This is a genomic window from Rhodococcus sp. NKCM2511 (genome assembly GCF_014905595.1).
Taxonomy (GTDB): domain Bacteria; phylum Actinomycetota; class Actinomycetes; order Mycobacteriales; family Mycobacteriaceae; genus Rhodococcoides; species Rhodococcoides fascians.
Genome location: NZ_BNHJ02000001.1, coordinates 1868303 through 1888237, shown reverse-complemented (window position 1 = coordinate 1888237; position 19935 = coordinate 1868303). Strand labels below are relative to the sequence as shown.

The following is a 19935-nucleotide window of genomic DNA, read 5'->3' as shown; positions in this document are numbered from 1 at the left end:
GCGGGCAGTAGTCTGACCATGACCGCAGCGAAGGAGTTACCACCGCCATGACCGACCGAAACCACCTCGAATCCGCGATATCGGCGGACCTTCGGGCGCTGTCATCGGTGTCGGAACAGATCGGTCAGGTATTCGGTGCGTTGCACAGCTTGCGGCCCAACGACTTTCGCGCTCTGCTGCATGTGATGGTCGCCGACGTCGAGGGCGCGCCCCTCACCGCGGGTGAGCTCGGCACGATGCTCGGACTGTCGTCCGCGGCGATGACGTATCTGGTGGAGCGGATGATCGCGTCCGGTCATATTCGACGCGAATCCGACGCGTCGGACCGACGTAAAGTCATACTTCGCTACGACGAGCACGGTATGGAGGTTGCTCGCGGGTTCTTCGGACCACTGGGAGCGCGCACCAGCGCTGCGCTCGAGGACCTACCGGATTCGGATCTCGACGCTGCCCACCGAGTGTTCGAAGCGCTCATCGGAGCCATGCGCGAGCATCACGCCGACCTGGGAAACAGCACCCGCACGTAGCCCGCGTTCGCATCGGGATGTTCGAACCGCTGGTGGGGGCCCGCATTGTGCCAATGCTGGACTCCGAGCGTGCCGGTGCCGTAGGGTTGGCCGTGGTTGAGCTAACAGCCGGTCACGGGGAAACGCAGCGAAGTGTGCGCCCGGGTCAGGCGAAGAATTCTGCTCCCGTTGCGTAGATCGGTTTCCCCTTCAGTTCGACCGATCGATGGGATCTGCCATGAGTGTTGAATCACGAGGCAACAAAGTTCGAACCACTTCGGTGAGCGTCGCGGAGAAGTCCGTGTCCGTTGCAGCAACCGGAGCCATCTTCACCGCGCACGACGGCACCGACGGTTCACTCGTCGTCGCCGTCCACGGCGACATCGACATGCTCAGCGCGCCGATGTTCTCCGATTTCGTCTGCAGTCGCGTGTCCAGCAAACGGCATCTGACTCTCGACCTGTCCAATGTCGAGTTCTTCGGCATCGCCGGACTCTCCGTCTTCGATGCAGTTCGTGAATACACGGCTGGCATCGGTGCTTCGTGGTCGATCGTGGCAAGCCGATCGGTGACCCGCCTGCTGCAGGTTGCCGACCTCGAGTCGACGATTCCGACCTCCCGACCGACGACCGACCAATAGAACTGGCGGCGACATCGCCGCGACAAGAGGTGGGCAGCTCCTGCACAGGGGCTGCCCACTGTCGTTTGCCGTCCCCCCGCACAACGATCGGGCGGTCCCGCGAATCACTGGGACCGCCCGATTGTCGTGTGAAAGCACAAGGTCTAGTCCTTGGTGCCTTCCGAGTCGCTGAAGAATGCCCAGTCGCCGTCGTGCTCGACTTCGAGGCGCCAGCCCAGCTCCTCGTTGTCGGCGCGGCTGTCCTTGAACCAGGCGTGCGCGTCCTCGGAACTGGTGATGTCCTTGGTGGCGACGACGGTTCCGTGCGGGTCGATAACTCTGTAATTTGCCATGCGGTGAGGGTGCCCCGATGTTGCGCAACCTAACCCAGCCGCATCACCGGCACCGGCCGCTAAGAGAAGCGGAAGCCAATGCCGCGCACTCCGGATAGAGCTGGGCAGAAGCCGGGGCTGGGTAGTAAGGCCGGGTTGTGTGGGAGGGCCGGGGTGTGTGGGGACGGCCGGGCTGTGTGGGAGGCGAGGCTGTGTTGAAGGCAGAGCTGTGCCGTGGTGGTGGTGTGGGTCGTCAGGCGGGTTGTCGTGGTTCTTCGTCGCCGGTGTCGCGGGTGTTGTCGTTGTGCTGGTCGGGTGGGTAGAGGACTTCTTCGGGGTGGTGTGCGTGGTTGATCAGCCCACGGCGTGTGGGGTCCATTCCGGTCGGTGGGTGCCACAGGGTGCGGCCGGGGTAGCGATGTGCGGCTGTGGTTTTGGTGGTGGCCCACTTTCCGGGGCCGGTGCCGACGAGTGCGTGGTGCATGTCGCAGGCGAAGGTGAGGGAGTCGATGTCGGTGGGTCCGCCCTCGACCCAGTCGTCGAGGTGGTGCGCTTGGCACCAGGTTGCGGGGCGGGTGCAGGAGGGGAAGCTGCAGCCGCGGTCGCGGGCGATGAGGACGATGCGTTGGTCGGCGGAGGCGATGCGTTTGGATCGGCCGAGGTAGAGGGCTCTGCCGTTGTCGTCGAAGATGGTGAGGTAGTGGTGGGCGTGCGAGGCCATGCGGATGGCGTCGCGGATCGAGACGCGGGATCCGGTGGCGGTCATGGCGTAGCCGCAGCCTGCGTCGAGGTCTTTGAGGGTCATGGTGACGATGGCGGTGACGGGTAGCCCGCGGTGGGTGCCGAGGGTGCCGGAGGCGAGGGTGTGCCTCAGTGCCATCTTCAGGGCGTCGTGACGGCGTTCGTTCTGGGTGCGTACATCTCGCGCGGCGGCAGCGTCGCGAGCAGCGGTGTCCGATGCGTCGGCGTCGGCTTGGCCGACGGGTTCAGCAGTGCTGTCGGAGCCTGCGTCGTCGTTAATGTCGGCCGTGCTGTGTGGCGTTGTGCCGCAACCACAATCGTTGCTGTCGGTGCACTCACCCTCACCGCGGTCGTCGCCACTGCGGTCGTCGTCACCGTAGAAGTCGGCACCGTTGCCGACCGTCCCATCCCACAGGTATTCGTCATCCGATCGAGCATCGCTCGATCCTGCCTCGTCGGGCATCGGCCCGGGCTTTGGCGTAGCCGCACTGCCACTCCCGCCGCCGTCCTCGTCGCTGGCGGTCTCATCCTCGTGGACGATCGATGTCGGGTCTGCAGGATTGTTCACTCCCGGTTTCGCGGCTTTCGAGAACAGGGCTTCGAGGTAGGCGCGTAGTTCGGAGTCGACGCAGAACTTTCCTTCTGACATTCCGTCGGAACCCTGCTCACCGAGGTAGAAGAACGCATCCCGTTTCCGTGGCCTCGGCTTCGCGTTCTTGTCTTCGTCTTCGTCTTCGTTCTCGTCGAAGTCGCCGTCGGGGTCGAGGATCGAGTCCAGGTGCGCCACCAGTGGCGCGAAGTCGTCGGGCCGCCTCGTCGAGGCGAGACCCACCAACTGCTGTTCGGCGCGATCGCGGGTCTGCGGATCCACACTCGCCGGTAGGTGTCGGAAGAATTCGCGGATCATCTGCACGTGCTGGGCATCGAGCAACCCTGCCCGCACCGCTGCAGCGGTGTGCGGCAGCAAAGGCGGTAGCGGTTCGCCGGACAGTGCGGTGCGGTCACCCAATTCGGCGGCCAGACGTACTCGCGCACCGGCTGTTCGTGGGGTGATTCGCAGCATCCATGCCACCGCGCACGGCACCGACCCCGGATAGACGTCGAGGCCGTGTTGTGCGATCAGTTCGTTGAGCCAGGTGTGCGAGTACGCCGTCACAGACCGCGACACAGTTTCCATGCGTTGGATCACCGCACGCCGGTCGGCATTCGACCACGCCACCGACCCTTGCCCCGCCAACTCGGCGACCGCCGACTCCACCGCCTCGACCAACCCCGCCAAGACAGGGTCGGACACGACGGGGGCAGGCGGCACCGTTTCGATGCCGTCCACCCCTGATCCGCCGTCCCCCGAAAGCATGAACAGAATCTACCGCGACCCACCGACACACTTTCGAACACACGTTCGTCGATCCGAGTGAAGTCAGTTGCGAGAGAGCAGCGACCGCGCGAAGAACATGAGGTTGGCCGGCCGCTCTGCGAGTCTGCGCATGAAGTAGCCGTACCACTGCTCTCCGTAGGGCACGTAGACACGCACGTGCTGGCCGGCGTCGACCAGTCGTCGTTGTTCCTGGTCGCGGATTCCGAACAACATCTGGAACTCGAAGTCGGCTGCGGACCGTCCGGCGTTCGCGGCGAGCCGCTCCGCCGCCTCGATCATCTCGGGATCGTGGGAGGCGACCATGGGGTAGCCGCTGCCGTTCATCAGCACTTCCAGGCACCGTAGGTAGGAGTCCGAAACGTCCCGTGCACTCTGGAACGCCACCGACGCGGGCTCGTTGTACGCGCCCTTGCACAGTCGGATGCGAGATCTCGGTCCGGACAGTTCTCGGCAGTCGGCCTCGGTTCGTTTCAGGTACGCCTGCAGCACCGTGCCGAGATCGGGAAAGTCCTGCCGCAGTTCGCGCACGATGGACAGGGTCGAGTCGGTGGTGGTGTGGTCCTCGGCGTCGACGGTCACCCACACTCCCGCCGCTGTTGCCGCGGTACAGATTTCGCGCGCGTTCTCGAGCGCCAGCGTCCGGTCGATTCCCTGACCGAGGGCCGAGAGTTTGAGCGATACCTCGAGCGCGGTCTCGGCGGTACTACGCGTCGAAAAGCGTTGTATCAGTGACAGGTACGACTGAACGGTGGCTGTCGCCTGCGCGCGGTCGGTGGTGTCCTCGCCCAGATAGTCCACCGAGACGAATCGTCCCGACCCCAGCAGGGCATCGACGGCGGTGACCACGGCGGGCTCCGATTCACCGGCGACGAAGCGGTCGACGAGCGATCGGGTGGCACGCAGCCGCGTCACGGTGGCCTGCAATTTCGGTGAGCGTGCGGCCGCCAGCAGAGCCGGCCGCAGTGGGTTGCTCAGCACTGTGGTCATCGTGTGCCCTCGCCTTCCTGATGGGGGTAGCCGTGTGCGGTCGGCGGGACGAACGTTTCCTTGACCGTGCGTGCCGATGCCCAGCGCAACAGGTTCTGCGGTGAGCCGGCCTTGTCGTTGGTACCCGACGCACGCGCTCCGCCGAACGGTTGCTGACCGACGACCGCGCCGGTGGGCTTGTCGTTGACGTAGAAGTTTCCGGCGGCGAATCGCAGTGCCGAATGGGCCTGCTCGACGGCCGTGCGATCGGTGGCGATGACGGCACCGGTCAGTGCGTACTTCGATCCGGTGTCGACGGTGCGCAGTACGTCGGCATAGGCGTCGGGCCGGTTGTCGTCGTAGACGTGCACGGCCAGAATGGGGCCGAAGTACTCGGTGGTGAACGCTTCGTCGGTGGGGTCGTCGCCGAGAAGAACTGTGGGAGAGACGAAGTACCCTTCCGTGTCGTCGCACGTTCCACCGGCGGCGATGGTCAGACCGGTCACGGATTTCGCGCGGTCGAGCGCAGCTGCGTTGCGGTCGAACGCCTTTCGGTCGATGACGGCACCGCCGTAGTTCGACAGGTCGGTCACATCGCCGTACTTCAGGGCCGACACCTGCTCGATGAAGGTCTCACCCATGCGAGCCCACAGCGACTTCGGCACGAATGCCCGCGAAGCGGCCGAGCACTTCTGACCCTGGAAGTCGAAGGCACCGCGAATCATGGCCGTGGTCAACACGTCCGGATCGGCCGAGCTGTGCGCGACGACGAAATCCTTGCCGCCGGTCTCGCCGACGAGCCGCGGGTAGGAGTGGTAGTTCGAGATGTTGTTGCCGACCTCGCGCCACAGCGTCTGGAAGGTCGCAGTGGATCCGGTGAAGTGGATGCCCGCCAGGCGTGGATCGGCCAGGGCTACTTCGGAGACCATCGGACCGTCGCCGAGGACGAGGTTGATCACTCCCGGCGGCAGACCTGCCGCCTCGAGCAACTGCAGCGTCAGGTACGCGGCGACTGCCTGGGTAGGCGACGGCTTCCACAACACCGTGTTGCCCATCAGTGCGGGCGCTGTGGGGAGGTTACCGGCGATGGCGGTGAAGTTGAACGGTGTGATCGCGTAGACGAAACCCTCGAGCGGGCGGTACTCGACGCGATTCCACACGCCCGGGGCCGACACCGGCTGATCGGCGAGGATCTGTCGTGCGAACGCGACATTGAACCGCCAGAAATCGATCAGCTCGCACGGTGCGTCGATCTCGGCCTGGTAGGCCGACTTGGACTGCCCGAGCATCGTTGCGGCAGCAATCCTTTCGCGCCACGGACCCGACAGCAGATCGGCCGCGCGCAGGAACACTGCAGCTCGCTCGTCGAACGGAAGATCGCGCCAGGCCGGTGCAGCTGCGGTCGCTGCGGAGATCGCGTCCTGCACGTCCCGGTGCGTTGCCTCGGCGAAGCTACCGATGACCGAGGCGTGCCTATGGGGTTCGACCACATCGGTATCGGTGCCGGCGGCGTCGCGGTGGACACCGCCGATCACCTGATGGATGCGGACGGGGTTCGCACGTAGTTCGTCCAAGCGGATGCGCAGCCTGGCGCGCTCGGCGCTTCCTGGGGCATAGGTGTTGACCGGCTCGTTGACCGGGGTGGGAACTGATGTGACCGCGTCCATGGTGGCTCCTCGCACTGGGGTGTGTGCTGCTCATTGAAGTCGCATCGACAGCCCGTTCAATCAGCTCATCGGCCAAAGAATTCGTGGTGTACTTGTCCGCATGGCCAATACCGTGACGCTGCGTTCTCTGCTGACGTCGCTGCACAGCGCCGTGGTCGAACTCGTAGTTGCTCCGGCGGGAACCGAGATCACCGTCGAGTCCGTGGCCCTGCTCGACGGCGACGACCTCCGTCGACCGCCGGGAACGGCCGCCGATCTGACCCTGCTGGTCGGCGTCACCGAGACCGATGCGCTGCGTTGGTTCGACGATCTGGCACTGCGTCCGGTGGTCGACAGGCCCCTTGCGGTGCTGACCAAGGTGGCCGACTCGACCGCGTTGGCCCACGCCGCCCGAGAGACCGGAATCGCCTTGGTCGCGGTACACCACCAGACCCGCTGGGAACTGCTGCTGTCGACGATGCGCGGGGTCCTCGATCAGTCCCGCTCACCGGCCTCGGACGACGGGCTGTTCGGAGCGGACACCGATCTGTACGAATTGGCGCAGACGGTTGCGTCCTTGACCAAGGGCATGGTGAGCATCGAGGACGAGCGCTCGCACGTATTGGCGTACTCGGCATCGGACGACTCGGCCGACGAGTTGCGGACCCTGTCGATCCTGGGGCGAGAGGGACCGGCCGACTACCTTCGTCGTCTGCACGAGCGTGGGGTGTTCGATCGACTCCGCCGTACCGACGACGTCATCGACGTGCCAGCCGATGCCGAACTCGGTATTCGTCGACGCCTTGCCGTCGGGATACGTCGAATCAGTGGCGCAGCAACGACTCTGGGAACGATCTGGGTTCAGGAGGGCGCGCGTCCGCTGTCGGTGGACGCCGATGCGGTGTTGCGCGGAGCGTCGGCGGTCGCCGCCCGGCTGATCACCCGCATCGCGAACGCCCCGACCAACGAGGCGCTGCAGATTCAGCGACTGCTCGGCGCGCGGGGTGGCGGCGTGGACATTCCGTCGCTGGCCGCGGCGCTGTCGATTCCGACCACGGGAACGGCCGCGGTCGTCGGATTCGCCGCCTGTGGTGAATTCGACATCACTGGTCTGGCTCCGTCGATCCGGTTGCACGCCAGCGCATTCAGGCGAGACTCGCTGGTGACCGTCATCGGCGAGAGAATCTACGTACTGTTCTCCGGAGCTGCGTCGGGGACGGCGATTCCGGTGTGGACCGCAGATGCCGTGTCGCGCATCGAGACTCGAACCGGACTGTGCTTGCGCGCTGCGGTGGCCGCGCCGATCGCCGATCTCGACGGGGTGGCCGCAGCCCGGTTCGAGGTCGACCGAGTATTGGACGCGACCACCGGCGACGTTCGGGTCACCACGCTCGCAGAGTCGAGAACGTCTGTGCTGCTGGGCGAGATCGTCGACATCATCTCGAATCACGAGCAGTTACGGGACCCGCGGATCGCAGCGCTGGATCGGTACGACGCCACCCACGACGGCGCGATGCGTGAGAGTCTCGAGACGTATCTGGCGTGCTTCGGTGACGTGCGTGCCGCAGCGGAGAGGCTGCACATCCACCCGAACACGGTGCGTTACCGCATCCGACGCGTCGAGCAGATTCTGGAGTTGGATCTGTCGGATCCGGACGCGCGGTTGTTGGTGGAGATTCAGCTGCGGATGTGAGCGTCACGGGCCTCGGCAGTGCTGGACCGGATCACCAGGCTCGGCTCGATACGCGAGCGACGGGTGCTGCGGTTGCCGGAATCGATTTGGGCCAAGAGTATTTCGACGCTACGGATGCCGACCTCGCTGAACTCCTGACGGATCGTCGTCAGGGGAGGGGAGAAGAACTCCGCGTCGGGAACGTCGTCGAAACCGACCACACTGACGTCCGTCGGAACTTTCCGGCCGTGCACTTCGAGGGCGCGCAGCACACCGAGGGCCATCGCATCGTTTCCGGCGAACACCGCTGTGACATCCGGGTTCTCGGCCAATCGGCAGCCGGCCTCGAAGCCGGACTTCGCGGTCCAGTCGCCGGCGAGAACGAGTGGCGGTTCGACACCGGCCTGCTCGTGGGCCGAGCGCCACCCGATGACGCGATCGGCCGCCTCGTACCACCCCGAGGGGCCTGCGACGTGCCAGACGGCGCGGTGACCGAGTGAGAGCAGATGTGTGGTGGCGGATTGCGCGCCGGCGACCTGATCGACCGAGACAACCGCCAGATCGCCTTCCGGCGATCCTTCGACGGCCACCAGTGGCAGTTCGGCGGCCAACTCGGCGATGTCGCCGCCGTCGGTGCTCAACGGCGCGATGACGACGACGCCGTCGACGCCCTGCTTCTGCAACCTGCGCACGCAGGTGCTGATCGCCACCTCGTCGAACGAGGTGGGGACGCCGACGACGACGGAGTATCCGGCCTGTCGTGCGGCCTGTTCGACGCTGTAGAGCGTCGACACCGGCCCGTACAGAGCGTTGCCGGTGCCGACGATCCCGATGGTGCTGCTGCGGCCGGTGACCAGAGCGCGAGCTGCGGTGTTCGGCCGGTAGCCGAGCTCCGCGATCGCCTGCTCGACCCTCGTTCTGGTCGCCTCGGTGACGTTGGGATGGCCGTTGATGACCCGAGAGACGGTCTGGTGGGACACACCCGCGAGCCGAGCGACGTCGGTCATGGCCGGTCCGCGGGTCGGCGTCATCGCACGCATCCTCCTTCGCTGGTCGAACACCATCTCAGCATGCCCGGACCGGATCGGCGCGTCACCGCCCGGATCACGTCGTTTTCGTCATCGATGCAGAGGTCGGCGGTGCCGGCTTTCCGGGCTCGCCGGGGGAGAACATCTCAGCGGGTACTGGTACGCCCAGGTAACTGGTGGGAGACGCGGCTTTGTCTCCCTTGCCGCCCTTACCGCTCGCCGCACGACGCTTGGTCCAGATGTCGAACGCCACGGCGGCGAGCAGCACCAGACCCTTCACCAATTGCACTCTCTCGCTGGGTGATCCGATCAGCGACATGCCGCTGTTGATCACGGCGATGATGAGTCCACCGGTCAGCGCGCCGACGATGCGGCCGACGCCGCCCTGTACGGCTGCGCCACCGATGAACGCCGCCGCGATGGCGTCGAGCTCGAAGCCGTTGCCCGCAGTAGGACCGGCCTGGTTGAGGCGTCCGGCGAAGATGATTCCGGCCAGAGCCGAAAGGACACCCATGTTGACGAAGATCCAGAACGTGACCGGCTTGACCTTGATACCGGACAGGGACGCGGCGTGAATGTTGCCGCCGATGGCGTACACGTGCCGACCGAATACGGTCTTGCCGGCCAACGTCGAGTAACCCATGACCAACATGGCGAGCAGGATCAGCACGTACGGCAGGTTCTTGAAACGAGCCAACTGGACGGCGATCGCAAGCACGAGAGCGGCGGCGAACGCCATCTTGATCAGGAACAGCGGCATCGCGTCCACGGTCTGGCCGTACTTCTGCCGGCCCGTTCGGGAACGCCACTGGCTGAACACGATTCCAGCGACCGCGAGAATCGCGACGAGCAACGTGAAGATGTCCGCCCCACCCAATGGCCCGAGTCCCACATTGCCCATGAAGCCGGGCAGGAAGCCGTTGGACAGTGTGCGTACCGGTCCGGGGAACGGCCCGATGCCCTGGTTGCCGAGGACGATGAGAGTCACCGCGCGGAAGACGAGCATTCCGGCGAGGGTGACGATGAACGCGGGAATGCCGAAGTACGCGACCCAATAACCCTGCCAGGCACCGATCAGGCCGCCGACGATCAACGTGATCAGCACCGCCAGTGGCCACGGTACGTTCTGTTGGACCATGAGGACACCGGCGATGGCTCCGGTGGCCGCCACCACCGATCCGACGGACAGGTCGATATGGCCGGCGATGATGATGACGACCATGCCGATGGCCAGAATGAGAATGTACGAGTTCTGCACCACCATGTTGCTGATGTTCTGCGGCACCAACAGCTGACCTCCGGTCAGCACGGTGAAGAGCACGATGATCAGCGCGAACGCGATGAAGATTCCGCTCTGTCGGAGGTTTCGCGTGAGCAGCCCCCGAACGGTCGACAGCTGGTTCATCGAAGTACTCCTGTTCCACGGGTCATGAGATGCATGAGAGATTCCTGGGTTGCGTCCTCGCGGTCGACCTCACCGGTGATCCGGCCGGCGGACAGCGCGTAGATCCGGTCGCACAGACCGAGAAGTTCCGGAAGTTCGGACGAGATCACCAGCACTGCCTTTCCGGCGTCGGCGAGTTGGTTGATGATCGAATAGATTTCGAATTTCGCGCCGACGTCGATTCCTCGCGTCGGTTCGTCGAGGATGAGCACGTCGGGATCGCTGAAGATCCATTTGCTCAGCACGACTTTCTGCTGATTGCCGCCGGAGAGTTTGCCGACCACGGCGGAGACGTTCGGTGCCTTGATGTTCATGCTCTTGCGGAAGCCCTCGGCGACCTTGTATTCCTGGTTGGCGTCGACGAAGCCTCCCGTCACCAACTTGTCCAGCGCCGCGGTGGAAATGTTGCGCTTGATGTCGTCGATCAGGTTCAGCCCGTACCGTTTCCGGTCCTCGGTGGCGTACGCGATGCCGTGATGGATGGCATCGTTGACGGATTTGACGTGAATTTCCTTGCCGTACTTGTAGAGCCGTCCCGAGATGTCGATCCCGTAGCTTCGGCCGAAGACGCTCATGGCCAACTCGGTACGGCCGGCACCCATCAATCCGGCGAGGCCGACGATCTCACCGCGCCGCAGCGTGAGGTTCGCCTTGTCGACGACGGTTCGGCCCTGCTGGGTCGGACTGTGCACGGTCCAGTCCTCGATGCGCAGAACTTCCTCTCCCACAGTCGATTCGTGGGGCGGAAACCGGTGCTCGAGATCGCGGCCGACCATCAGTGAGATGATGCGATCCTCGGTGACGTCCGGGTCTCGCATGTCCAGCGTCTTGATGGTCTTGCCGTCCCGAATGATCGTGGTCCGGTCGGCAATGGCCGCGATCTCGTTGAGCTTGTGCGAGATGATCACGCACGTGATGCCCTCGTCCCGTAGACCGCGCAACAGATCCAGCAGATGTGCGGAGTCGGAATCGTTGAGTGCCGCAGTGGGTTCGTCGAGAATCAGCAGGGTCACGTCCTTGGACAGTGCCTTGGCAATCTCGACGAGTTGCTGCTTGCCGACGCCGAGATCGCTCACGACGTTGACGGGATTCTCCCGCAGCCCTACCCGGTTCAGTAGGGCTGCGGCCTCGGAATTCGTTCGGTTCCAGTCGATGAACCCGCGCTTGGACCGCTCGTTGCCGAGAAAGATGTTCTCGGCAATGGAGAGATGCGGACTCAGTGCGAGTTCCTGATGGATGATGACGATGCCCTCGGCCTCGCTACTCCGGATGTCGGAGAACGAGCACTCTCGACCGTCGAACACGATGTCGCCGTCGAATGTGTCGTGTGCGTACACACCCGACAACACCTTCATGAGCGTCGACTTGCCTGCTCCGTTCTCGCCGCAGATCGCGTGGATCTCGCCGCGATTCACCGAGAGAGTGACATCCTGTAGCGCCTTGACGCCGGGAAATGTTTTGGTGATGCCGCGCATCTCCAGAATCGGGCTCGTCATCGCCGAACTCACTTCAACTGATCCTCGGTGTAGTAGCCACCCTCGACGAGCAGCTTCTCGTAGTTGTCCTTGTAGACGATCTCGGGCTGCAGCAGGTACGCCGGAACGACCTTCTCGCCGTTGTCGTAATCGGTGGTGTTGTTGGTCTCGGGAGTTTGACCGTTGAGCATGGCCTGAGCCATCTGGATCGTGACCTCGGCCAGCTGGCGCGTGTCCTTGTAGATCGTGGAGTACTGCTCACCGGCGATGATCGACTTGACCGACGGCACCTCGGCGTCCTGTCCGGTGACGACCGGGTAGGGCTGACCGGCGGTTCCGTAGCCGTTGCTCTTGAGCGCGGACAGAATTCCGATCGACAGACCGTCGTACGGGGAGAGCACGCCCTGAACCTTCTGGCCCGAGGAGTACGTCTTGGTCAGCAGGTCTTCCATGCGCTTCTGTGCCGTCGCCGGATCCCAGCGCAGGGTGGCAGCGGTTCCGAAGTCGGACTCGCCACTACCGATCTTCAGAGTTCCCTTGTCCAGGTACGGCTTCAGGGTCTCCATGGCACCGTCGAAGAAGAAGGTGGCGTTGTTGTCGTCGGGCGAACCGGCGAAAACCTCGATGTTGAGCGGGCCGGCGGGCGCGTCGGCCTTGTCGGTGCCGTCCTCGTTCTTCAGCCCGAGGCCGACCAACAGTGAGGTGGCCTGGTCGACGCCGACCTTGTAGTTGTCGAACGTCGCGTAGTAGTCGACGTCCGGGGAGTTGCGGATGAGCCGGTCGTAGGCGATGACACCGATGCCGTTGTCCTTGGCTTCCTGCAGCTGGGTGGTGATGGCGGTGCCGTCCACCGAGGCCACGATCAGCAGCTTCGCGCCCTGGGTGATCTGGTTCTCGATCTGGTTGACCTGGGTGGGAATGTCGTTCTCCGCGTACTGCAAGTCGACCTTGTATCCCTGGCCCTCCAACGCGCTCTTGAGGTTGTCGCCGTCGGCGATCCAACGGGCGGAGGACTTCGTCGGCATGGTGACACCGATCAACGCACCTGCGGTGCTGCCGCCCTCGGCCGGAGCCTCGTCTGCGGTCTTGGTACTCGATCCGCACGCACCGAGCGTGAGGGTGAGGGCCACCGCGGCCGTAGCCACGGATAGCTTTCGAAACTTCATCGTTTCTCCCTGTGTTGTGAGGTAGACCGTGAAGCGGAGGCCGTCGGGTGGTCCCGTGTGGTTCGCATCACATCAAAACGAAAGTGTGAGCGATAACATCGGCATTGTCAAAGATTTCTTTTTGCACCCCGCGTGAGCAGTGTGAGCGCTAACATCTGCCGCCGACGACTCTCGGCGAAGCGCCGAAGTTGCGGCCCGTCAGTGCAGCTCGTGCACCGACTGCTTACCGCTCTTGAGCCAGCGGCTCGGCAGCCGGCCGACCAGCTCGCCGAGTGGATGCACCGCCGCCGAGAGGATCTCCACGGAATCCTGCAGGATGTCGATCGAGATACTCATACGCTCGATGTTCGGAGCCACGGACGTCAGCGTCTCGGACAGTTTGACCAACTGGTCCAGCGGCCCGCCCTTGGCCGTCAGACGCTCGACGGCACCGTCCTCGGCCAGCATCGTCTCGAGGATGCCGTTCTCCGCGATGGCCCGTTCGATCAGACCGTCCTGACGCGTCAGCACCTCGAGCGGACCGTCCTTCGCCGTCAGGCGTTCGAGTGGGCCGTTGGTGGCGGTGATCCTGTCCAGAAGACCGCCTTCGGCGAGCAACCGCTCGAGCGGTCCGTCCTCAGCAAGCAGTCGGTCCAGCGGTCCGCCGGGAGCGAGAATGCGTTCGACCGGCCCACCCGGAGACAGCAGACGCTCGAGCGTGCCGTCCTCGGACGTGAGTCGATCGACGACGCCGCCCTGGGCGAGCAGGCGGTCGAGTGGCCCGCCCTCTTTCAGGGCGTTGCCCAACGCGCGGTCGTCGGAGGTGAGCTGGCCGAGCTGGGTGAGCAGCTGCATCGTGCCGCCGCGCGGATTGGCGAGCGACGCCACGCCGGCCGTGCCGGACGCGCCGGTGGCCAACGCCATCCTGGTGGTCGCCAACGCGACCTCTGCGACGCCGATCGCCTGCTCGGCGATGGCCAAGCCGGCCCGTGCGGGCAGTGTGATCGCTGACACCCAGTTCATCGTTTTACTGTAACTGCTTGTAGCCGGGAAAATCAGTGAAGAACCTTCAGTCCCACAACGCAGCCGACGATGCCGACCAGAAGTACGACTTTGAGGAACGACGCTGCTTCGGCACCGGTGATCATCGCGTACGCCACGGTCAAGGTGGCACCGATTCCCACCCACACCGCATACGCGGTTCCGGTGGGCAACGACCGCATCGCGACCGCGAGACCGATCATGCTGAGCACCACCGCGACACCGAAAACGACCGATGGTCCGAGCTTGGAGAAGCCCTCGGACTTACCGAGCGCAGTCGCCCAGATCGCTTCGAGAACGCCGGAAACGACGAGAATCAGCCATGCCATGAGAAATCACCTCTCGGCACCGTCTTGTCGCTGTTCGGGTACGGCGCGCCTCGTCCGATTGTCGGAAGTGACCTGTACGACGGTACCAATTTTTCTTCGGCGGGGACGCGAATTTTCCGGTGTCAGTACGCGTACGTGTTCGTCGGCGGGTCGATGCGCCGGGCCGTCGAGACCGTCATCGTGGGGGTGAAGGCGGTGGCTTCGGTCGCGGTCGATGCGTCGACGGTGCCGGTGAGCTGCAGCCAGGTTCCGTCCGGAACATCCTCGAGGACAGTCGAATTGGAGTCCAGGTGAATTCGGATGGACCGCGCGTCGGCCGCGCAGCAGATGATCAGGACACGGGCGAGATCGAGACCGTCGGTTGTGCCGTCGACGCGCGGCGACCCACCGTTCGCGGTCGCCACGGCGAATCCGGTGACACTGATCTCCCGGCCGTCGAGGCTGTCCTCCGAATCTCGGACGGCCCGCTGCACGACGTCGAGCAACGGGACGTCGGGGGCCTGCCCGTCGGTTAACGGCGGGAAGGGTGTCTTCTCGTGGGTCGAGACGGCGTCCACGGATCGGTCGCCGACCGCCGAGACACCGAGCGCGGGCGGGGCGACGAGGAGGATCACCGCAATCGGCACGAGCAGCAGCCAATACGGGCGCGCGTCGTGATCGTGACCGTCCGTCGGCCCACCGCGCCGGATGTCGGCGACGATCGAGGCTGCCGCGAGGACGACGATCAGAACGCCCGCGATCAGCAGATACGGATGCAGTGACGGTTTGACGTACCGAACGAAACTGCCGTCGAGCGAGATCTTCACGATCGCTCCGCCGAAGAGGAACAGCAGGACGTTCTGCACCTCGCGCTTCATCGCGCGCCGATCAGGAATCCGCCGACGACCGAGGCGCACACGATCGCCACGACGAAGGTCAGTGGTGCGAACCGGACGACGAAACCGCGCCCGAAGCTGCCCGCCTGCATCGCCATCAACTTCAGATCGACGGCCGGGCCGACCACCAGGAAGACCAGACGCGGCAGCAGCGGCAACATCGACATACTGGCCGCGACGAACGCGTCGGCCTCCGAACACAGCGCCAGCAGAACCGCTAATACGGCCATCACCACGATTGCCAGCAGCAGCTGACCGGCCAGGTGCTCGTACACCCGGTCGGGAATCACCAGGTGCAGGGCCGCGGCTGCCGCGGCACCGAACACCAGAAACGCCCCGGCCTGCAGCAGGTCTGCACGAGCCGACTCGCGGAACGTCTCCCACCTCGAGCCTTCGTGATCGTGACCTCGATCCGCCAGCCGCGCGGTGATCCACTCGGCCTTACCGAATCGCGTCCACAGCCAGCCCATCACCATAGCGGTGGCGAGTGAGGCGAGGAACCGGGCAAGAACCATCGCCGGCTCACCCGGAAAGGCCACCGCAGTCGACACGAGAACGACGGGGTTGATCGCCGGTGCCGACAGCAGAAATGCCAGAGCCGCCGACGTCGGCATTCCCTGATCCATCAACCGTCGGGAGACGGGAACAGCTCCGCACTCGCACCCGGGCAGTGCCATTCCGGCGAGTCCGCTCACACCGACGGCCGCGGGCTCGTTCTTCGGGACCACACGTCGAAGCACGGCCGGGGAGACGAACGCGGCGATGCCGCCGCTGACGAGCACGCCCAGCACCAGGAACGGCGTCGCCTGCACGAAGATCCCGGTGAAGACGGTGGCTCCGGTTCGCAGGGCAGGGGAGGCGGCGACCCACTCGGCGAGGTACGGACCTGTCACGATGCCCAACACGAGCAGAGTTGCGAATACGTGCATGGAAGTGACCGTCGGCCTGCGCCTCGTGCGGCGATCGGCGTTCGCAGGGTGCATCGCGCTCCATCATGCCCTCTCTTCGGGCCCCTCTCGTTCGGGGCTCACAGCAACCTCACAGCGAGAGTCCAGCGGATGAGCAGCAACGCGCGCGATGATGGACACCGTGAGCGAAACCCCCGAAGCGCGTGTACTGATCGTCGACGACGAACCGACCATCGTCGAGCTGTTGGCGGTCAGTCTCAAGTTCCAGGGATTCGAGGTCGCGACGGCGTCCTCCGGCCCCGAGGCCTTGGACAAGTCGCGTAACTTTCGGCCCGAGGCACTGATCCTCGACGTCATGATGCCGGGCATGGACGGCTTCGGTCTGCTGCGCAGGCTGCGCGCAGACGGAGTGGATGCTCCGGCGTTGTTCCTGACGGCGCGAGATTCCGTGGAAGACAAGGTGACCGGTCTGACGCTCGGCGCGGACGACTACGTCACCAAGCCGTTCAGCCTCGAGGAAGTGGTGGCTCGGCTCCGGGTGATTCTGCGCCGGTCCGGTCGGACCGAGGAGACGGAATCGTCGCGAGTCGCGTTCGCGGACATCGAACTCGACGACGACACTCACGAGGTGTGGAAGGCAGGCGAGCCGGTCTCGCTCTCGCCGACCGAGTTCACACTGCTGCGGTACTTCATGGTCAATGCCGGAACGGTGCTGAGCAAGCCCCGCATTCTGGATCACGTGTGGCACTACGACTTCGGCGGTGAGGTGGGAGTGGTGGAGTCCTACGTGTCGTATCTGCGTCGTAAGGTCGACACGGGCGATACCCGATTGATCCACACGTTGCGGGGCGTCGGCTACGTCATGCGGCAGCCGCGGTGACCGGCCTCCGCTCACGGTTGGGGGACATCCCGCTGCGCTTCACTCTGGTTGCGGCCCTGCTGCTGTTGGTCGGGCTCGGACTGCTGGCATCGGGTGTCGCGGTGACGTCCTCGTTGGAGACGTCGTTGATGCGTCGCCTCGATCAGCAGTTGGTCGAGGCGTCTCGGGGTTGGGCGCAACCGGACTCCCGCCCACTTCCACCCATCGGCGAGCCCAATCCTGGTCGCCCGCCGTCGAATTTCTACGTCCGGTCCGTGGCGAACGACGGCACCGTACGGGGACCCATCAACGATGTGGCAGAAAGTGTTCCGGATCTGTCCGGTGTCACCGCCGATCGCCCGACGACGGTCGGCTCCGAGAGCGACCCAGGGAAACAGTGGCGCGTGTTGACGGTGACCAACAGTGACGGATCCACCACTGTGGGAATTCCGCTGGGTCCCAATCAGCAGACCGTCAGCCGACTGATGGTGCTCCAGTTGTACATCGGAGCAGCGGTATTGGTGGTGTTGGGTGTGGTGGCGTACTTCGTGGTGCGGCGCAGTCTGCGGCCGTTGCGCGAGGTGGAGACGACGGCAGCTGCGATTGCCGCAGGCGATCTGCACCGGCGGGTGCCCCACCGCAGTGAGAGAACGGAAGTCGGTCGACTGTCGGCGGCGTTGAACGGAATGCTCTCGCAGATACAGCGGGCGTTCGCGGCGACCGCCGCCTCGGAAGAAGCGGCGCGGGCGTCCGAGGATCGGATGCGTCGGTTCGTCGCCGACGCCAGCCACGAACTGCGGACTCCGCTGACGACCATCCGGGGATTCGCCGAGCTGTACCGGCAGGGGGCGATGAGCGACATCGCATTGTTGATGACGCGGATCGAGGGCGAATCGGCGCGCATGGGACTGCTCGTCGAGGATCTGCTCATGCTCGCGCGACTCGATGCCCAGCGTCCCCTCGAGGTACGTCGAGTCGACGTGCTCACCATCGCCGCCGATGCCGTGCACGATGCGAAGGCCGTCTCGCCCGCACGCGACATCTCGTTGAAGGTATCGGCAGGACCAGGTATTCCGGAGGTCGCCGGCGACGATGCCCGGCTGCGTCAGGTGTTGGCCAACCTCGTGGGGAACGCAGTGCGGCACACGCCCGAGTCCGCGTCGATCACGGTGTGCGTGGGCACCACCGAGGAGTCGGTGGTGCTCGAGGTGCAAGACACCGGCCCTGGGCTGGGTGAGGAGGAAGCAGCTCACGTCTTCGAGCGCTTCTATCGCACCGACTCGTCCCGGACCCGTGAGAGCGGGGGCAGTGGGCTCGGCCTGTCCATAGTCGCAGCCCTGGTCGCCGCCCACAACGGGACCGTGGACGTGCGAAGTACTCCAGGCGCGGGTGCCACGTTCCGGGTCGAACTACCCAGGGCTGCAGACTGATCCGCTCACCCGGCCATGGACCGATCCTTCTTGCGTTCGGCGATCTTGGTGTACGCGGCAGCAGCGAGGGGCGCGGCCACGAGCATCGACACCAGCCGGATCACCTGAACGCAGGCGACGAACGTGACGTCAGATCCCGTCGTCGCGGACACGGCGAGCACTGCGGCCAGTCCGCCGGGCGTCGTCGCGAGATAACCGGTCAACATGCTGACTCCGGTGACGGCGGACAGTGCCCAGCCCAGGAGTGCGCAGATCAGACCGATCGTGAGTACGAGCAGCGCGGCCCACGGGAAGATGCGTCCGATGGCCCGCAGGCTGGCGACGGTGAAGGCAAGTCCTGCTTGCCATCCGATGACGATGAACGCCAGCGGCAGCAGTACTTCCGGGACGGAGATGTCTACGGGCCAGCCGAGTAGCTCGCAGGCTCCGGCGACGATCAGCGGTCCGAGCGTGGCGGGGGCGGGGAGTCGGATCGTCTTCGCGAGCAGGATTCCGACGACGACGGCACCGATCAGAAAGGCCGTGCCGATGTACCACGGTGTCGTCGACGCCTCGTCGGTACCGGACGTGCCACCGGTGTCGGTGTGAAAAGCGAAGGTGACGATCAACGGCATCGTGACGACCACCAACGCCACGCGGAGATACTGGACCACGGCGACGATGCGCTCGTCGCCGCCGAGCTCGCGGGCGACCGACACCAGACCTGTTGCGCCACCGGCAATCAGAGACAGTGCTCCGGTCACCGGATCGACGTCGCGGTGCAGTGCCAGCAGGGCGCCGCAGCCGGCACTGACGATCAGGGTCGCCAACCCGACGGTGACCGCGGGAAGCCAGTTCTCTCCCAGCGCAGCGAGAGTGTCGGTGTCGAGCATGAGTCCGATCGTCACCGCCAGCGTGCCCTGCGCTGCCATGGACGCGGGACGGGGGACCGCGGCCGGACCCAACCCGGTCAATGCGAACACCACGGCGACGACGAGTGCGGCGAACAGCGACGGCGCGGTGAGGCCCAGACTCGCGAAAAGGGCCCAGCCCCCGAGGGATACGGCCGCGAGGCCGATCCATCGGAGGCTGTGCCGCACTACGGTCGTCACCTTGTCGGCAACGATCACGCTCCGGACTTGACCAGTAGAACCGGAACCGGAATTTCGAGCAGCAGGCGCTGAATCGTCTGTCCCATCAGGAACTTGCCGACTGCCGAGCGGTGCCGGGAGCCGACGACGAGGATCTCGGACTTCTGCTCCTCCACCAGAGTCAGCAGAGTGTTCACGGCGTCGGGATCGGGGCGACCCACCGCCACGGTCCAGGCCACGGCCTCGGCGTTGTCGATGTCGGCCAAGGCGGTCTCTACTGAGGTGGAGACCGCAGCGGTTTCGCCTGCCTCGGCGGACGGCTCGGCCGATCCCGACAGTGCGTGCAGGACGACCAGATCGGTCTCTCTGATCCGAGCTTCTCGAACGGCGGCCGCGAGTGCTGCGCGGCCCTCGGGTGAGTTGTTGTGCAGTACGCCAACAGTCATGACGGTGTCTCTTTCAGGAAGGTGG

General features: G+C 65.0%; 19 protein-coding genes and 1 riboswitch. Of the genes, 5 read left to right on the top strand and 14 right to left on the bottom strand.

The window, feature by feature from the left end; all coding sequences use genetic code 11:
* The first annotated feature begins 47 nt into the window (after window positions 1-47).
* On the top strand, window positions 48-527 hold the full coding sequence (locus tag JLZ96_RS08590; RefSeq protein ID WP_032371734.1) for a MarR family winged helix-turn-helix transcriptional regulator: 480 nt from the start codon (window positions 48-50) through the stop codon (window positions 525-527).
* Window positions 528-807: 280 nt separating this feature from the next.
* Window positions 808-1146 (top strand): STAS domain-containing protein, encoded by a 339-nt coding sequence (locus tag JLZ96_RS08585; protein ID WP_230073692.1) that lies wholly within the window; start codon window positions 808-810, stop codon window positions 1144-1146.
* Window positions 1147-1289: 143 nt separating this feature from the next.
* Here the strand turns inward: JLZ96_RS08585 and JLZ96_RS08580 are convergent, their stop codons facing one another.
* The 4 genes from JLZ96_RS08580 to pruA all read right to left on the bottom strand — a co-directional run bounded on the left by JLZ96_RS08580 (window position 1290) and on the right by pruA (window position 6209).
* Window positions 1290-1478: a hypothetical protein gene (locus tag JLZ96_RS08580; protein ID WP_027495777.1), complete on the bottom strand. Its 189-nt coding sequence runs from the start codon at window positions 1476-1478 to the stop codon at window positions 1290-1292.
* A 232-nt stretch (window positions 1479-1710) separates the two neighbouring features.
* Window positions 1711-3555 carry an HNH endonuclease signature motif containing protein gene (locus tag JLZ96_RS08575; RefSeq protein ID WP_201009855.1) on the bottom strand — a complete coding sequence of 615 codons (1845 nt, stop codon included), beginning with the start codon at window positions 3553-3555 and terminating at the stop codon, window positions 1711-1713.
* Between the two features lie 63 nt (window positions 3556-3618).
* Window positions 3619-4563, bottom strand: coding sequence for a proline dehydrogenase family protein (locus tag JLZ96_RS08570; protein ID WP_201009854.1), 945 nt, complete (start codon window positions 4561-4563; stop codon window positions 3619-3621).
* Window positions 4560-6209 (bottom strand): L-glutamate gamma-semialdehyde dehydrogenase, encoded by a 1650-nt coding sequence (gene pruA / locus JLZ96_RS08565; protein ID WP_027495779.1) that lies wholly within the window; start codon window positions 6207-6209, stop codon window positions 4560-4562. Before pruA ends, JLZ96_RS08570 begins: the two co-directional genes overlap by 4 nt.
* Before the next feature lie 100 nt (window positions 6210-6309).
* Between pruA and JLZ96_RS08560 the strand changes: the two genes are divergently transcribed.
* Window positions 6310-7881, top strand: a complete 1572-nt coding sequence (locus tag JLZ96_RS08560; protein ID WP_032386398.1) for a CdaR family transcriptional regulator — start codon at window positions 6310-6312, stop codon at window positions 7879-7881.
* Here the strand turns inward: JLZ96_RS08560 and JLZ96_RS08555 are convergent.
* The 8 genes from JLZ96_RS08555 to JLZ96_RS08520 all read right to left on the bottom strand — a co-directional run bounded on the left by JLZ96_RS08555 (window position 7866) and on the right by JLZ96_RS08520 (window position 16126).
* A complete protein-coding gene (locus JLZ96_RS08555) occupies window positions 7866-8891 on the bottom strand; it encodes a LacI family DNA-binding transcriptional regulator (protein ID WP_032367931.1) in 1026 nt (341 codons plus the stop codon). The genes JLZ96_RS08560 and JLZ96_RS08555 overlap by 16 nt on opposite strands.
* A 73-nt stretch (window positions 8892-8964) precedes the next feature.
* Window positions 8965-10293, bottom strand: coding sequence for a multiple monosaccharide ABC transporter permease (gene mmsB / locus JLZ96_RS08550; protein ID WP_201009853.1), 1329 nt, complete (start codon window positions 10291-10293; stop codon window positions 8965-8967).
* A complete protein-coding gene (gene mmsA / locus JLZ96_RS08545; RefSeq protein WP_032367932.1) occupies window positions 10290-11828 on the bottom strand; it encodes a multiple monosaccharide ABC transporter ATP-binding protein in 1539 nt (512 codons plus the stop codon). Before mmsA ends, mmsB begins: the two co-directional genes overlap by 4 nt.
* Window positions 11829-11836: 8 nt before the next feature.
* Window positions 11837-12973, bottom strand: a complete 1137-nt coding sequence (chvE, locus tag JLZ96_RS08540) for a multiple monosaccharide ABC transporter substrate-binding protein (protein ID WP_032374214.1) — start codon at window positions 12971-12973, stop codon at window positions 11837-11839.
* Window positions 12974-13171: 198 nt separating this feature from the next.
* Window positions 13172-13975 (bottom strand): hypothetical protein, encoded by an 804-nt coding sequence (locus tag JLZ96_RS08535; RefSeq protein ID WP_027495785.1) that lies wholly within the window; start codon window positions 13973-13975, stop codon window positions 13172-13174.
* A gap of 32 nt (window positions 13976-14007) precedes the next feature.
* The gene (locus JLZ96_RS08530; RefSeq protein WP_027495786.1) at window positions 14008-14322 is read right to left on the bottom strand and encodes a multidrug efflux SMR transporter; all 315 of its coding nucleotides are present in this window, start codon (window positions 14320-14322) and stop codon (window positions 14008-14010) included.
* Window positions 14323-14335: 13 nt separating this feature from the next.
* Window positions 14336-14399, bottom strand: a riboswitch (guanidine-III (ykkC-III) riboswitch).
* 45 nt (window positions 14400-14444) lie between these two features.
* Window positions 14445-15179: a TIGR03943 family putative permease subunit gene (locus JLZ96_RS08525; protein WP_201009852.1), complete on the bottom strand. Its 735-nt coding sequence runs from the start codon at window positions 15177-15179 to the stop codon at window positions 14445-14447.
* On the bottom strand, window positions 15176-16126 hold the full coding sequence (locus tag JLZ96_RS08520; RefSeq protein ID WP_236253863.1) for a permease: 951 nt from the start codon (window positions 16124-16126) through the stop codon (window positions 15176-15178). The genes JLZ96_RS08525 and JLZ96_RS08520 overlap by 4 nt, the downstream gene beginning before the upstream one ends.
* 151 nt (window positions 16127-16277) lie before the next feature.
* On the opposite strand from JLZ96_RS08520, the gene JLZ96_RS08515 reads away from it, so the two are divergent.
* Together JLZ96_RS08515 and JLZ96_RS08510 are read left to right on the top strand one after the other, a co-directional pair.
* On the top strand, window positions 16278-16985 hold the full coding sequence (locus JLZ96_RS08515; RefSeq protein WP_032371592.1) for a response regulator transcription factor: 708 nt from the start codon (window positions 16278-16280) through the stop codon (window positions 16983-16985).
* Window positions 16982-18394 (top strand): HAMP domain-containing sensor histidine kinase, encoded by a 1413-nt coding sequence (locus JLZ96_RS08510; protein WP_032374218.1) that lies wholly within the window; start codon window positions 16982-16984, stop codon window positions 18392-18394. The genes JLZ96_RS08515 and JLZ96_RS08510 overlap by 4 nt, the downstream gene beginning before the upstream one ends.
* Before the next feature lie 5 nt (window positions 18395-18399).
* Here the strand turns inward: JLZ96_RS08510 and JLZ96_RS08505 are convergent, their stop codons facing one another.
* Together JLZ96_RS08505 and JLZ96_RS08500 are read right to left on the bottom strand one after the other, a co-directional pair.
* Window positions 18400-19503, bottom strand: a complete 1104-nt coding sequence (locus JLZ96_RS08505; protein ID WP_052066411.1) for an AbrB family transcriptional regulator — start codon at window positions 19501-19503, stop codon at window positions 18400-18402.
* The gene (locus tag JLZ96_RS08500; protein ID WP_027495792.1) at window positions 19500-19910 is read right to left on the bottom strand and encodes a universal stress protein; all 411 of its coding nucleotides are present in this window, start codon (window positions 19908-19910) and stop codon (window positions 19500-19502) included. The genes JLZ96_RS08505 and JLZ96_RS08500 overlap by 4 nt, the downstream gene beginning before the upstream one ends.
* Between the last annotated feature and the right edge of the window lie 25 nt (window positions 19911-19935).